Source organism: Novosphingobium lindaniclasticum LE124 (assembly GCF_000445125.1).
Taxonomy (GTDB): domain Bacteria; phylum Pseudomonadota; class Alphaproteobacteria; order Sphingomonadales; family Sphingomonadaceae; genus Novosphingobium; species Novosphingobium lindaniclasticum.
This window is the reverse complement of the sequence record NZ_ATHL01000055.1, coordinates 92,873-106,897: the sequence shown is the minus strand read 5'-3', so window position 1 is coordinate 106,897 and position 14,025 is coordinate 92,873. Positions and strand designations below refer to the sequence as shown.

Annotated in this window: 16 protein-coding genes; 3 read left to right on the top strand and 13 right to left on the bottom strand. The window is 66.3% G+C overall.

The annotated features are described in order from the left end of the window. Positions 1-29 precede the first annotated feature (29 nt). The 4 genes from L284_RS32860 to L284_RS32845 form a co-directional block, all read right to left on the bottom strand. Positions 30-902 (bottom strand): dienelactone hydrolase family protein, encoded by an 873-nt coding sequence (locus L284_RS32860; protein WP_021233560.1) that lies wholly within the window; start codon positions 900-902, stop codon positions 30-32. A 100-nt stretch (positions 903-1,002) separates the two neighbouring features. Then, positions 1,003-1,404 (bottom strand): VOC family protein, encoded by a 402-nt coding sequence (locus L284_RS32855; protein WP_021233559.1) that lies wholly within the window; start codon positions 1,402-1,404, stop codon positions 1,003-1,005. A gap of 58 nt (positions 1,405-1,462) precedes the next feature. Continuing rightward, on the bottom strand, positions 1,463-2,317 hold the full coding sequence (gene purU / locus L284_RS32850; RefSeq protein WP_021233558.1) for a formyltetrahydrofolate deformylase: 855 nt from the start codon (positions 2,315-2,317) through the stop codon (positions 1,463-1,465). A gap of 10 nt (positions 2,318-2,327) precedes the next feature. Then, positions 2,328-3,344: an NAD(P)H-dependent flavin oxidoreductase gene (locus tag L284_RS32845; RefSeq protein ID WP_031341851.1), complete on the bottom strand. Its 1,017-nt coding sequence runs from the start codon at positions 3,342-3,344 to the stop codon at positions 2,328-2,330. Positions 3,345-3,565: 221 nt separating this feature from the next. Between L284_RS32845 and L284_RS32840 the strand changes: the two genes are divergently transcribed. Continuing rightward, the gene (locus tag L284_RS32840) at positions 3,566-5,101 is read left to right on the top strand and encodes a catalase (RefSeq protein ID WP_021233556.1); all 1,536 of its coding nucleotides are present in this window, start codon (positions 3,566-3,568) and stop codon (positions 5,099-5,101) included. Between the two features lie 351 nt (positions 5,102-5,452). Here the strand turns inward: L284_RS32840 and L284_RS32835 are convergent, their stop codons facing one another. After that, positions 5,453-6,712 carry an aspartate kinase gene (locus L284_RS32835; RefSeq protein WP_021233555.1) on the bottom strand — a complete coding sequence of 420 codons (1,260 nt, stop codon included), beginning with the start codon at positions 6,710-6,712 and terminating at the stop codon, positions 5,453-5,455. 83 nt (positions 6,713-6,795) lie between these two features. Here L284_RS32835 and ubiG point away from each other — a divergent pair, with 83 nt between their 5' ends. Then, entirely contained in the window at positions 6,796-7,545 is a 750-nt protein-coding gene (gene ubiG, locus L284_RS32830; protein WP_021233554.1) for a bifunctional 2-polyprenyl-6-hydroxyphenol methylase/3-demethylubiquinol 3-O-methyltransferase UbiG, read from the top strand. 165 nt (positions 7,546-7,710) lie between these two features. On the opposite strand, the gene L284_RS32825 is transcribed toward ubiG, so the two are convergent. From L284_RS32825 to L284_RS32810, 4 genes are read right to left on the bottom strand one after another with little or no spacing between them, the layout of a single operon-like run. After that, positions 7,711-8,220, bottom strand: a complete 510-nt coding sequence (locus L284_RS32825) for an AAA family ATPase (protein WP_021233553.1) — start codon at positions 8,218-8,220, stop codon at positions 7,711-7,713. Continuing rightward, positions 8,217-8,792 (bottom strand): nicotinamide riboside transporter PnuC, encoded by a 576-nt coding sequence (gene pnuC / locus L284_RS32820; protein ID WP_021233552.1) that lies wholly within the window; start codon positions 8,790-8,792, stop codon positions 8,217-8,219. Before pnuC ends, L284_RS32825 begins: the two co-directional genes overlap by 4 nt. A 10-nt stretch (positions 8,793-8,802) precedes the next feature. Next, entirely contained in the window at positions 8,803-9,150 is a 348-nt protein-coding gene (locus L284_RS32815; protein WP_021233551.1) for an ArsC family reductase, read from the bottom strand. Then, a complete protein-coding gene (locus L284_RS32810; RefSeq protein ID WP_021233550.1) occupies positions 9,147-9,461 on the bottom strand; it encodes an antibiotic biosynthesis monooxygenase family protein in 315 nt (104 codons plus the stop codon). The genes L284_RS32815 and L284_RS32810 overlap by 4 nt, the downstream gene beginning before the upstream one ends. Positions 9,462-9,555: 94 nt before the next feature. Between L284_RS32810 and aroC the strand changes: the two genes are divergently transcribed. Next, positions 9,556-10,623: a chorismate synthase gene (aroC, locus tag L284_RS32805; protein ID WP_021233549.1), complete on the top strand. Its 1,068-nt coding sequence runs from the start codon at positions 9,556-9,558 to the stop codon at positions 10,621-10,623. 19 nt (positions 10,624-10,642) lie between these two features. Here aroC and L284_RS32800 read toward each other — a convergent pair whose 3' ends face one another. The 4 genes from L284_RS32800 to L284_RS32790 form a co-directional block, all read right to left on the bottom strand. Next, positions 10,643-11,203, bottom strand: coding sequence for a sugar O-acetyltransferase (locus L284_RS32800; protein ID WP_021233548.1), 561 nt, complete (start codon positions 11,201-11,203; stop codon positions 10,643-10,645). 8 nt (positions 11,204-11,211) lie between these two features. Continuing rightward, positions 11,212-11,799: a Smr/MutS family protein gene (locus L284_RS0123950; protein WP_031341847.1), complete on the bottom strand. Its 588-nt coding sequence runs from the start codon at positions 11,797-11,799 to the stop codon at positions 11,212-11,214. Between the two features lie 7 nt (positions 11,800-11,806). Continuing rightward, positions 11,807-13,084, bottom strand: coding sequence for a murein transglycosylase A (mltA, locus tag L284_RS32795; protein ID WP_021233546.1), 1,278 nt, complete (start codon positions 13,082-13,084; stop codon positions 11,807-11,809). Between the two features lie 127 nt (positions 13,085-13,211). Then, entirely contained in the window at positions 13,212-13,910 is a 699-nt protein-coding gene (locus L284_RS32790; RefSeq protein ID WP_021233545.1) for a Tim44/TimA family putative adaptor protein, read from the bottom strand. Positions 13,911-14,025 lie beyond the last annotated feature (115 nt).

The following is a 14,025-nucleotide window of genomic DNA, read 5'->3' as shown; positions in this document are numbered from 1 at the left end:
AGCCGGGCGACGAGCCGGCCGATGTCGCATCACAGGACCGCGTAAAGCGCCAGCATGCGCTGCCAGGCCTTGTCCGCAACATCGGGATTCCAGGCCGGAGAATCCGGCACGCACCAGCCGTGGTCGGCAGGGTAGACTTCCACTTCGGCCGCGCGCCCGGCAGCGACAGCGGCGTTCTTCAGTCCGGTCTTCTGTGAGGGTTGCTTGGCATCGTCGTTACGGGCGATGGCGAAGAGGTAGGAAGCCTGAGTGCTCGCGAGCAGGCGGTGGGGGCTGTCCGGCTCGTCGGTAACCAGCCCCGCCCCGTGGAACGAAGCCGCCGCGCGGACCCGGCCGGGCACCGCAGCCGCCGTGCGCACGGCGAACGGGCCGCCCATGCAATATCCGTTCGTACCGATCCCGCGCTTGGTATCGACCGCCTTCTGGTCGTCGAGGAACGCCACATAGGCCTTTGCGTCGCGGGTGATCGCTTCAGGCGTGAGCGCCGCACGGAGAGGCTCGACCTTGGCCTGGCCTTCCGGGGTGCGAAAACCGGCGAAGCTCTCGAAGACCGGCGCGGGCTGTCCGCGATAGTAGGGATTGATCACCAGTACCGCGTAGCCCTCCGCCGCGAGGGTGCGGGCCATGATCTTCTTGGCCTCGCGCAGGCCGGCGATGTCCGGCCAGAGGATCACGCCGGGGTGGCTGCCCTTGGCGGGGTGCACGAAGAAGGCATCGGCCACGCCGTCCGCCGTGGTGATCGAGACCATGCGCTCCTGCACGGAATTGGCGGGGTGGGTCTTCATGATCCCGGCACATCCGGCCAGGGCGGCGCTGGCACCGAGCGCCGTGAAAGCCCGCCGGTCCAGCCCGCGCCGGGCGAGGTTGGCGTCTTCGGCGTCCGCCGTGAAGTCATCGCACATCGAAGGAGCGCTCCGGTCATTGGAATATCAGCTTGTTGCAGGCAAAGCTACCGGACCGGAAGCCCAATGGCGAGCCTTTGGTTTTTCATCCCTGCGGGTTTCAGGCGCCCGGGAAGTTGAGTTCGAGGTTCACTGCATTGGGATCGACGAGGAAAACCTGGCGCAGGCCCATTGCCGGATGCTCGGCCACGCGGTGCGCCAGACCGAGTTCCTCGATCTTCGCCACGGTCTCGGCAAAGCCGGTGCAGCGCAGGGCGAAGTGATGGAGCGCGTTGGTCGGCTGCCCCGGACGATAGGCGTCGTAGCGGTTTCCGGCGGTGGTGCGGTCCACGATATGGACGATGGCGCTCCCGCTCGCATCCCGCATCCAGTAGCCCGCAGTGCCCTTGGCAATCGTCGGATTCTCGCTGCGGGTAAGGCCGAGCACCTGCTCGTAGAACGAGGCCGTCGCCTCGAGCGCGTCGGTGAGGATGTTGACATGATCGACGCCGCTTACGGGCATGGTCGCTCTCCCATGGTCAGGCCAGCACCATCGCCGGATGCGGGCCGGCTCGCAAGTCTCAGCTTCGGAAGACCACCGTGCGCGAGCCGTTCAGCAGAACGCGATCCTCGAGATGCAGGCGCACGGCTTCCGCCAGCACGCGGCGCTCGATGTCGCGGCCCTTGCGGACCATGTCTTCGGGCGTGTCCGAATGAGTCACGGCTTCGACATCCTGGTGAATGATCGGGCCTTCGTCGAGGTCGGCGGTGACGTAGTGCGCGGTGGCGCCGATCATCTTCACGCCGCGCGCATGGGCCTGGTGATAGGGCTTGGCACCCTTGAAGCCCGGCAGGAAGGAGTGGTGGATGTTGATGCACCGGCCCGAGAGAAAGGCCGCCATCTCGTCCGAGAGGATCTGCATGTAGCGCGCCAGCACCACCAGTTCGGCGCGGGTCTCTTCCACCAGCGCGCGTATCTGCGCTTCCTGCTGCGCCTTGGTGTCCTTGGTGATCGGCAGGTGGTGGAAGGGAAAGTCGCCGATCATCAGCGAGTTGATGGCCTCGCGCGGGTGGTTGGAGACGATGCCGACCACTTCCATCGGCATCTCGCCGATGCGCTGGCGATAGAGCAGGTCAGCCAGGCAATGGTCGAACTTGCTGACCAGCAACAGCACGCGCCGCGGCCGGTCGCGGCGCGTCATCGACCAGGCCATGCCGTATTCGTGGGCGATCGCGCCGAAGCCCTCGCTAAACGCCTCGCGTTCCGCGCTGCCGGGATCGAAGGCGACCCGCATGAAGAACTTGTCTTCCTCCAGGTCGTTGAACTGCTGCGCCTCGATGATATTGCCGCCCGCCTGCGCGAGATAACCCGTGACGCGGGCGACGATGCCGGGGCGGTCGGCGCAGGAGAGGGCAAGGATCAGCGGTTCGGCCATCGACAGGTCCTCAGGCAGCAGAACGGTTGGAAAGCGCGGCCTCGGATTCGGCCATGAGCGCGGCGATGATCTCGCGCACCGGCTCTTCCTTGCTGACCATGCCGACCGACTGCCCGGCCATGACCGAGCCGCTCTCGACATCGCCGTCGATCACGGCACGGCGCAGGGCGCCGGCCCAGAAGTGCTCGATCTGAAGCTGAGCCTCGCCCATGTCGACTTCGCCGGCGTCAAGGCGCTTGGCGACTTCGATCTGCTTGGCGGTGAACTCCTCGGTGCCCTTGTTCTTCAGCGCGCGCACCGGGATCACCGGCAGGCGCGGATCGACCTGCACCGACGTCACCGCATCGCGGGCATTGGCCCGGAAGAAGGCCTTCTTGAAGTCCGGGTGCGCGATCGATTCGACCGCACAGGCGAAGCGCGTGCCGAGCTGCACGCCCGAAGCGCCCATCTCCAGATAGCCGGCCATGGCCTCGCCCCGGCCGATGCCGCCTGCCACGAAGACGAGATGGTCGGCCGCCAGCGCGGGCAGGATTTCCTGCGCCAGCACCGACGTGGAAACCGGACCGATGTGACCGCCCGCTTCCATGCCCTCGATCACCAGCGCGTCCGCGCCCGAGCGCAGCAGCTTCTTGCCGAGCGCCAGCGTGGGCGCGAAGCAGATGACCTTGGCGCCGCCTTCCTTGATGGCTTCCACGCTGCCCTTGGGCGGAATGCCGCCGGCCAGCACGACATGGCCGACCTCGTGCTTGGCGCAGACCGCGATTAGGTCGAACAATTGCGGGTGCATGGTGATGAGGTTCACGCCGAACGGCTTGTCGGTCAGCGCGCGGGTGGCCGCGATTTCCTTGTCCAGGAGTTCGGGGTTCATCGCGCCGCAGGCTATCACGCCGAAGCCGCCGGCGTTGCTGATCGCCGAGACGAGGTTACGCTCCGACACCCAGGACATGGCGCCGCACAGGATCGCATATTCGGTACCGAGAAATTCGCGTCCGCGCGTCATCAGTGCGGAAGTCTTGGAGGTGGCCATCGATGCTCCCATAGCCGGCAATTCGAGAAAATGTGCGTGCGCCATAGATTGCGGCAGCCCTGCGCACAAGCACCGCCGGTAGCGGCTCTTTTACCGATAACTAATCGCCTGATCCGATCACACTTACATCTTCGTATAGTTTCACCCATCTCTCACCGCGCGCTAAGCCTCTCGCATGGCCGGAAGACGGCCCCGCGACCGACGAGACAAGGAGTGAGACCATGACCGAGACCCCACCCAGCGGCGGCAAGTGCCCCTTCGGCCACGGCCAGACCTCGCTCACGCCAACTCCGCTGACCACGGCATTCGGCGCGCCGGTGGTCGATGCCTCCAACTCGCTGAGCGCCGGGCCGCGCGGGCCGCTGCTGATGCAGGACGTCTGGCTGCTGGAGAAGCTCGCCAACCTCAACCGCGAAGTGATCCCCGAGCGCCGCATGCACGCGAAGGGCTCCGGCGCTTTCGGCACTTTCACCGTCACCGGCGACGTATCCCGGTACACTCGCGCCCGGTTCCTCGGCGAAGCCGGCAAGCAGACCGAGATCTTCGCCCGCTTCACCACCGTTGCCGGCGAACGCGGCGCCGCCGATGCCGAGCGCGACATTCGCGGCTTCGCGGTGAAGTTCTACACCGAGGAAGGCAACTGGGACATGGTCGGCAACAACACGCCGGTCTTCTTCGTGCGCGATCCCCGCAAGTTCCCCGACCTCAACAAGGCCGTGAAGCGCGATCCCCGCACCAACATGCGCAGCGCCACCAACAACTGGGACTTCTGGACCCTGCTGCCCGAAGCCTTCCACCAGGTCACCTATGTCATGGGCGACCGCGGCATTCCCAAGTCCTATCGCCACATGGACGGCTTCTCCAGCCACACCTACTCGTTCTACAACGAGGCAGGCGAGCGCTTCTGGGTGAAGTTCCACTTCAAGACCCAGCAGGGCCACGCCCACCTGACCGACGCCGAAGCTGCCGCCGTCGTGGCCGGTGACCGCGAATCGCACCAGCGCGACCTCTACGACGCCATCGAGCGCGGCGATTTCCCGAAGTGGAAGGTCATGGTCCAGATCATGGCCGAGGAAGAAGCGGCGACTTGCGGCTTCCACCCCTTCGACCTCACCAAGGTCTGGTCGCAGAAGACCTACCCGCTGATCGAGGTCGGCTTGATGGAGCTGAACCGCAACCCGGAGAACTTCTTCGCGGACGTGGAGCAAAGCGCCTTCTCGCCCTCGAACCTGGTCCCCGGCATCGGCGTCTCGCCGGACAAGATGCTCCAGGCCCGCCTCTTCGCCTATTCGGATGCCCAGCGTTACCGCCTCGGCGTCAATCACCACCAGATCCCGGTCAACGCCGCGCGCTGCCCCGTCTTCAACAACCACCGCGACGGCCAGGGCCGGGTCGACGGCAACTACGGCGGACTGCCCCACTATCACCCGAACTCGTTCGGCCAGTGGCAGGGCCAGCCCGAGTTCCGCGAACCGCCGATGAAGATCGACGGCAATGCGGACTTCTGGAACTTCCGCGAGGACGACCACGACTACTACAGCCAGCCCCGCGCCCTGTTCGAACTCATCGACGCCGACCAGAAGCAGCGCCTGTTCGACAATACCGCCCGCGCCATGGGCGATGCGCCGGACTTCATCAAGCAGCGGCACATCGACAACTGCACCCGCTGCCACCCGGCCTACGGCGAAGGCGTGGCCAAGGCACTGGGCATGAGCGTGAACCCCGCGCTCTCGCCGGAACCCGAAACCGCCGACTGACCCTTCGGCCGTCGCTCCCCTCCCCCTCTCGCGACGGCCCTGATCCCGCCCCCTCGCCCCCCAGGGGGCGGGATCTTCCTTTTGCAGAACAAGAGAAGTCCTGGGGGATGATCCCCCAGACCCTCGGAATGTCGAGGTTGCGCGCGGCTATGCGGAGTGCGCTCCCTGCGGCGCAGCCAATTAGTCTCCCGACGCCGCCGTGGGCGCGCGACGCGGTTGGTCCGCGTGACCTGGACGGTCATGGGGGTGCAGGGGGGCTATGCTCCCCTGCTTCTTCCTTTTCTTCTCGCAGATACGACAAAGGCGGCGCTCACCGCGCCGCCTTCCCGTAATTCCCGCTGGCGCACCCAATCAGGCGGCAGCGTCGAGTCCGTAAGCCGTGTGCAACACACGCACCGCCAGTTCGGTCTCGTCCGTGTCGATCAGGACCGAAACCTTGATCTCGCTGGTCGAGATGGCGATGATGTTGATGCCGCGATCGGCCAAAGTCTTGAACATGGTCGAGGCGACACCGGCGTGGCTGCGCATGCCGACGCCGACGACGCTGATCTTGGCCACATTGCTGTCGGCGATCATGCGGTAGTAGCCGATCGCTTCCTTGCGCTCTTCCAGCAGCGACTGCGCGCGGACGAGGTCGGCCTGCGGCACCGTGAAGGTGACGTCGGTCTCGCCCTTGTCCTTGGCGACGTTCTGGATGATCATGTCGACGTTGATGTTCGATTCCGCGAGCGGCGCGAAGATCGCGGCCACGGCGCCGGGACGGTCGGGCACGCGAGTAAGGGTGACCTTGGCTTCGTTCTTGTCGGCGGCGATGCCGGTGATCAGCTGGCGTTCCATGTCGCTTCCTTCGAGTTCTTCGTCGCTGACGATCATCGTTCCGGGGAGGGTATCTGCGGCCGGAGCGTTCTCGTCGATGAACGAGGAGAGCACCTGCACGCGCACGTTCTCCTTCATCGCCAGCGAGACCGAGCGGGTCTGCAGCACCTTCGATCCGACCGAGGCCAGTTCGAGCATTTCTTCATAAGTCACCAGGGGCAGCTTGCGGGCCTTGGCGACGATGCGCGGGTCGGTGGTGTAGACGCCGTCGACATCGGTGTAGATGTCGCAGCGGTCGGCCTTGACAGCGGCCGCCACGGCCACCGCCGAGGTGTCCGAGCCGCCACGGCCCAGCGTGGTGATCCGGTTATCCGGCGAAACGCCCTGAAAACCGGGGATCACGGCGATTTCACCGGCGGCCATCGAAGCCAGCAGAGCTTCCGAATCGAAGTCTTCGATACGGGCCTTGGCATGGGCGTCATCGGTCTTGATCGGCAGCTGCCAGCCGAGCCACGAACGCGCCTTGCAGCCCATCGCCTGAAGCGTCAGCGCCAGAAGGCCGGACGTTACCTGTTCACCCGAGGCGACAACCACGTCATATTCCGCCGGATCGTAGAGGGCATTGGCTTCGCGGCAGAAGTTCACGAGGCGGTCGGTCTCGCCGGCCATGGCCGAAACGACGACGGCGACTTCGTGGCCCGCTTCCTGCTGGCGTTTGACAATGCCCGCCACGCGCCGGATTCGCTCGGTCCCGGCCATGGAAGTGCCGCCGAATTTCATCACGATACGTGCCAAGGTGCCACTGCTCCCCGTCGGTTGTTGCGCAAAGAAGAGATGCGCGTGTGGATAAGAGTCGGGCGCGCTGTTAGGGGGGAGTGATGGACAATGCAACTGCTTCGAACACGCCTTCTCGCGCAACAATCGATCCGAAAGAGGCTGCTCACTTCGGTGCGCTCGCGGCGGAATGGTGGGATCCCAAGGGTTCCTCGGCCATGCTGCACAAGCTGAACCCGGTCCGCCTGACCTTCATCCGCGCCGAGATCGACCGGCACTTCTCCACCGACTCGCGCATGCTGCGCCCGCTTTCCGGCAAGCGCGCGCTCGATGCAGGCTGCGGCGCGGGACTGCTCTGCGAACCCCTCGCCCGCCTCGGCGCCAGCGTGACCGGCGTGGACGCGGCGGCGGAGAACATCGCTGCGGCTTCCACCCATGCCGAAGCGATGGGCCTTGCCATCGACTATTGCCACGGCGAACTGGGCACGCTGGGCCTGTCCGGCTACGATCTCGTCTGCTCGCTGGAAGTGATCGAACACGTCACCGACAAGGCGCTGTTCATCGGACAGCTTGCCGAGGCGATGGCGGACGACGGGCTGATGTTCCTCTCCTGCCCCAACCGGACCCCCGCCTCGCGCCTGCTGCTGGTGGAGGCCGCCGAGCGCCTCGGCAAAGTGCCGCGCGGCACGCACGACTGGAACGCATTCGCCACGCCCGACGAGCTGCGCGATCTCGCGGATGGCGCGGGGCTGGTGCTGGGCGAACCCAAGGGCATCGCCTGGTCTCCCACGGCGGGGCTGCACCTTTCGGACGATCTCTCGCTGAATTTCATCGCTACCGCGCGGAAGAAGTAAGAGGAAACGCAGGGGTTAACACCCCTGCACCCCGCTACTTTAGAGGTCATGCCCTGCACTATCCGTCCTGCACCCATGGCAGCGTCGGGAGACGAATTGGCTGCGCCGCAGGGAGCGCAAAACCTCAATCCGCGCGCAAGATCGACATTCCGAGGGTCTGGGGGATCATCCCCCAGGACTTCCTCTTAACTTCTGAATAACCGCCCGAGCCTGCTCTTCCCGCTCCTCCCAGGCACCGCCGATCCGCGAAAACGGCACCCCCGCCCGCACCAGCATCTCCTCGGACAGAGCGGCAAAGCGGGCGCGCCTGTCGTCCGTACCGAAGAACCGCGTTCCATCGTCCCGCCACGGCACATCGGGCGAGAACAACAGGTAGTGGTCGGCCTTGGGGTAGCTCAACAGAACCTCCGGTACCTCGCCAAACAGCATCTGTGCCCAGGCGGCGGTCATGAGCTGGTCGGTATCGAACAGGAGAACGGGCGGACGCGCCGCCATGGCCTTGCGGTTCTCCTCGGCCTGCCCCTCGGCAATCGCCAGCAGGTCCGCCATCGTCAGGTCGGTGCCGTGTTCCTCGCAGTAGGTCCGGCCGTACTCCGGCACCCAGGAATAACCGAGCCGCTCCGCCAGCACCGACTTTCCGGTGCTTTCCGCGCCGTGGAAGCAGACGGTAATCACGCCTCCTGCGCCTTTTCCGCCTTTTCCGCCGCGATCCATTCCCGCAGGCCAACGACCGACATCACCAGGAACAAGACATAGAGTGCAGCGGTCGGCCAGAGTTCCTTATAGAGATAGACCCCGATCGCGGCGAGATCGATCGCGATCCACAGCACCCAGTTCTCGATGCGGCGGAAACCCAGCAGGATCTGCGCGGCGATGCTGGCGCCCGCTATGGCGGAATCCGCATAGGGCAGCGAGGCGTCGGTGAAGCGGTGCATGACCCAGCCGAGATTGAGCGCCAGCGCCGCCGTGCCGGTCAGCCAGAGCAGCCGCGCGAAGTGGCCCAGCCGCCGCACCGGCACCCGGCTCTCGCCGCCACCCGCGCGGACCCACAGCGCCCAGCCCCAGATCTGCGCGGCGAAGAAGAACACTTGCAGCCCCGCCTCGCCATAGAGCTTCGCTTCCCGGAACACGACGAAGTAGAGCGCGACCATGGCCATGCCGAACGGAAAGTTCCACACGCTACGCCGCACCAGCAGCGCGATATTGGCCAGGCCCAGACCTGCCGCCGCCCATTCGACCGTGTTCATGAATCCCCGATCAGCCGAGCACCGCTTCCCATTCCGGCTCCTTGAAGCCGACCAGCAGCCCGCCCGGATATTCGACGACCGGCCGCTTGATGCAGCTTGGGTTGGCCGCCATGATCGCCACCGCCTTGGCCGCATCGATATCGGCCTTGTCCTCGTCCGGCAGCTTCCTGAACGTCGTGCCCGCGCGGTTGAGCACTTTCTCCCAGCCCGCTTCGGCCACCCACTTCTCCAGCCGGGCGGCGTCGGCACCTTCCTTCTTGTAGTCATGGAAAGTGTAGTCAGTGCCCCGCGCCTCCAGCCACTTGCGGGCCTTCTTGACGGTGTCGCAGTTGGGAATGCCGTAGAATTCAAGGCTCACGATTCGGTTTCCCTCTCGAAATGACGCACGCGCGGTTCGTTGCAGGCGAAGGCGGTATAGCTCTGGTAGTAGTGCTCGCGCCCCTTGGCCTGCACTTCGGCATGGGCGGCCACGCGCCGCCATGCAAGGGCGGCGGCTTCGTCCTGCCATTCCGACAGCGCGATCACTTCGCCATCCTCGCTGGTGTAGCTCTTGAAGGAGAGGAAGCCGGGCTGCGCGCGGGCGAGCGCATCCATAGCCTTTGCATCGGCGGAATAGGCGGCGGCGTCGATGTCGGCGCGCTTGCGATTGCGGAAAACGACCAGGAACATAGCCGTGCTATTGGCCTTTCACGCCCCGTTCCGCAAGCATGTGGCTCCGTGCCGGTGCTGGACAATCCGATGATTGCGCGCCAAGGCGCAGCACATGAGCGTGAACACTTTCGGCCGTCTTCTGCGATTCACCACCTGGGGCGAGAGCCATGGGCCGGCCATCGGCGCCATCGTCGATGGGTGCCCGCCGGGCCTCGCCATCGACGAGAGCGCGATCCAGCCCTTCCTCGATGCGCGCCGCCCCGGCCAGTCGAAGTTCACCACCCAGCGGCAGGAGCCGGACCAGGTCCGCATCCTCTCGGGCGTGTTCGAAGGCAAAACCACCGGCACGCCGATCAGCCTGTTGATCGAGAACGTGGACCAGCGCTCCAAGGACTATTCGGACGTCGCCAAGGCCTATCGCCCCGGCCATGCAGACTATGCCTATGACGCCAAGTACGGCTTCCGCGACTATCGCGGCGGCGGCCGCAGCTCGGCGCGGGAAACCGCCAGCCGCGTGGCGGCGGGCGGCGTGGCGCGGCTGGTGATCCCGGACGTGACGATCCTTGCCTATGTCTCGGAGATCGGCGGCGACGCGATCGACATAGCGAACTTCGATCCCGCCGAGATCGGCAAAAACCCGTTCTTCTGCCCCGATGCCGAAGCGGCGAAGCGCTGGGAAAAGATCGTCGACGATGCGCGTCTGGCCGGTTCCTCGGTCGGCGCGGTGGTGGAATGCGTGGCGTCCGGCGTTCCGGCGGGCTGGGGCGCCCCGCTCTACGGCAAGCTCGACGCGGACCTCGCCGCCGCGATGATGGGCATCAACGCCGTGAAGGGCGTGGAGATCGGCGACGGTTTCGCCGCCGCCCGCCTGACCGGCGAGCAGAACGCCGACCCGATGCATCCCGGAAGCAATGGTCCCGAATTCAGTGCCAACCATGCGGGCGGCATCGCGGGCGGCATATCGACCGGCCAGCCGGTGGTGGTGCGCGTGGCGTTCAAGCCGACCAGTTCGATCCTGACTCCGCAGCCCACGATCAACCGGGAAGGCGAAGCGACCGAACTTTTCACCAAGGGCCGCCACGACCCCTGCGTCGGAATTCGCGGCGTTCCGGTGGTAGAAGCCATGATGGCGCTGGTGCTGGCCGATCACAAGCTGCTGCACCGGGGCCAGTGCGGCTGACCTGATCTCGCGGTGCGGCTCAGTCCAGTGGACTGCGCGCTCTTGCCGGATTGCCGACGACCGTGGCGCCTTCCCGTACGTCCCGCGTAACCACGCTGCCTGCACCGATCACCGCGTGGTCGCCGACAGTGACGCCGGGCAGGAGGATCGCCCCGCCCCCGATCCAGACGTTGCACCCGATCCGGATCGGGCGTCCCCATTCGCGCCCGGTCGCGCGCTCGGCAGGGTCGCGCGGGTGATCGGCTGTCAGGATCTGCACGCCGGGTCCGATCTGGGTGCCGTCACCGATCGAGACTTCCACCACGTCGAGCACGACGCAGTTGAAGTTCAGGAACACGCCGCTGCCCAGGCTGATGTTGAAGCCGTAGTCGCAATGGAACGGCGGGCGGATGACGCAATCCACGCCGACCGTCCCGAACCGCTCGCGCAGCAGGGCTTCACGCTCAGCGGCAGCAATCGGCCCGATGTGATTGAAGCGGTGCATCCACTCCGCTGCTGCCTGCTGATCGGCCTGAATCTCGGGATCGCTGGCGTGGTAAGGCTCGCCCGCGAGCATCTTCTGCTTTTCCGAACGCGCCATGCCTTCTGCTACCTTCGCTTTTTGAGCACGACATAGATCGCGCCCTGCCCACCGTGGCGGCGGTGCGCGCCGCGGATGGCCACGATATCGAGCGCATGGTCGCTAGCCGCCAGCCAATCGGTGATCTTGGCACGGATCGCCCCGCGCGCAGTTCCGCGATCCATGGCATCCACCGGCCTCGGCTTGCCCGTTACGATCAGGACCACGCGCGCGCCCATCGCCTTGGCCTGGGTCAGGCCGTGCATCAGCCGGACGTAGGCCTGGTCGAGGTTCGACCCGTGGAGATCCAGGCTGAAATCCGGAACCAGCGTCCCTTTCGAGATGCGCTTTTCCCAGGATCCGTCGAGATGAAGCGGCGCATCGACCTTCGGCCGCGCGGCCGCCGGTTTAGGCGGGAGCGGGGGTGGCACGCGCCCCTTTATCTTTTTCGGCGGCGGCGCAGAAGGAAGCATAACGGTCTTTGCCGGGACCGGCACCATCGCCGCAGGCGCGGCGGCGGGGACGGGTCTGCGTCTTTCGAGCGGCGTCACCGTCCGGGCGACTTGCGCCCATACTTCCGCTTCCTCCGCGCTCAGTTTTCGCCCCGGACGCCGCATCGCCGCCTTACCGCACGCCCAGACGCGCGAGTGTGCCCTTGGGTACGAGGATGAGCGCCTCGCCCCGGCCGCTCATGCCGCCCGCCGTCAGCCGCGCTTGCTCGCCCGCGCCCCAGAAGGTGTCGAATCGGTTGGCGCCTTTGATGGCGCCGCCGGTATCCTGCGCCACCCAGAGGCCCGTCGCCTCGCGCCGGTCCAGCCGAAGCCAGACCGGAGCACCGAGCGGCACGAAGCGCGGATCCGCCGCGACGGAAGCATGTGCCCGCACCGGCACGTTCAGGGCTCCGAGCGGTCCGTCGCCCCTAAGTTCCTTGAAGAACACCCAGGACTTGTTCTCCCGCATGAGTGCGGCGCCGTCCACCGGATTGTCGTGGATGTACTGGATGATACCCTGCATCGATCCGGAATATTGCCCCGGCCCCGAGCCGACGAGGCCGCGATCGCGCATCAGCCCGCCGATGCCGGTGTAAGGCAAGCCGTTCTGCCCGGCATAACCGATGCGCATCACGCTGCCGTCCGGCGCGCGCAGGCGGCCGGAGCCCTGGACCTGGAGAAAGAAGAACTCGATAGGGTCGGCGACCCAGGCGATCTCCAGCCCCTGGCCGGAAAGCGCGCCTCGCTCGATGGCGGCGCGGTCGTGATAGGGCACGAAGCTGCCGCGTCCGTCATAACGCCCGAGCGGCATCCGGCCGCTAGGCGTGGGCGAGGCATCGCCCGGTTTGGCGCGCACGAGATCTCCCGGCATGGAATAGACCGGAACCGCATAGCCGGGCGCCGGATTGCGCGAGCCCGCGATCTCCGGTTCGTAATAGCCGGTAGCGAAGCCTCTGCCGTCTCCGACGCGCACGGTTTCGAAGTAGGTCTGGAAGAACTGCGCAGCGGATTTGCCGCCCCAGGCTGCTGCGGCCGCGCAAGCCGATCGCCAATCGGCCGGGCGCGTCAACCCGCTGGCGTCGGTTCTCACCGTGACACGAGGACAGCTTTCGCGGAACGAAGCGAGCGCGGCAGCGGCATCGCTGCCGCCAAGGGGCAGCGATGCGACCGAAGGCCCGGCCTTCACGCCCACCGCTATCGCACTCGCCGGCTGCGCGGGCGCCGGACGGGCCGGCGCGGGGCGAACGGGCACCGGCGGCACCGGCCGCGGCTTTTGCGCTGCTGGCCGGGCCGGCGGCCGCGAAGGCGCTTTCGGCGCGGGAACGACTTGCACGCAGGCTGCAAGAAGAGCCGGCAGGACGAAGGCGGCCAATCGGCGCACGGGAAAACGCGACTCCCGGCGCCGCGACATGCTTCCTTCTCGCAAGATCGATCTCCGAAATCCTGATGACGACGCTGATAACAACAAGGCCGGACCTTTCGGCCCGGCCTGTCGACCCTTGTGGGATCGTGCGTGCGAAATCAATCGCGAGAGGTTCTCAACCGGCGTCCGTTTCGTCGAGCAGCCAGTCGGGACCGGACGAATTGAGCTGACGGCTGAAGGTCCAGACGTCCACCGCCTCGATCGCGTCGTCCAGCGAACCGGCGATGACATGGCCTTCGGCGTCACGCGTCACGGCGGCGATGTCGGCGCGGAAGCGCAAGGTGATGCGGGCGAGGCCGTTTTCGGCACCGGCCGAGACGATCGCCACGTCCTCGATGCGGATGAGGCGGTTGTCCATGGTCTCGCCGGCAGCGGCACGCGCGTCGATCGCAGCGGCGAAGCTGTCGTAGACATCGCCGTCGCACAAGGCGCGAAGCTCGTCCTTGTCGCCCTTCCAGAACGATTCGAGGATCAGGCGATAGGCACTGCGCGCACCTTCAAGGAAGGCATAAGCGTCGAAACGACGGTCCGCGCTGGAGATTTCGGCAAGGCCGCGCTCTACCGAGGGCGGCGCGAGCGGCATTTCGCGCAGACGCTGGGGCTGGCCCACTCGGCCGCGCTCGTCTCCCTTGGCTTCGGCCTTGCCGTCGGTCTTGGGAGCGGGGACGCGCGGCGCACCGGGCTGGCCCTGGCGGCCTTCGAAGCGCCCCTGGATCGGCTCTTCCTCATGCTCGGCGCGGCGGCCGAGTACCGAATAGAGCCGCAGGCCGAGGAAGGCTGCGATCATGGCCAGGATCACGATTTCCGGTGTCACGTTCCTTTGTCCATCCTTGTGTTGGACGCTTCGGGGCACGGGAGGAGCGCTTTCGCCATCCGCCCGAAGGCGCCATCATAGACCCAGATAGGTACGGTTTTCAAATGAACAACGC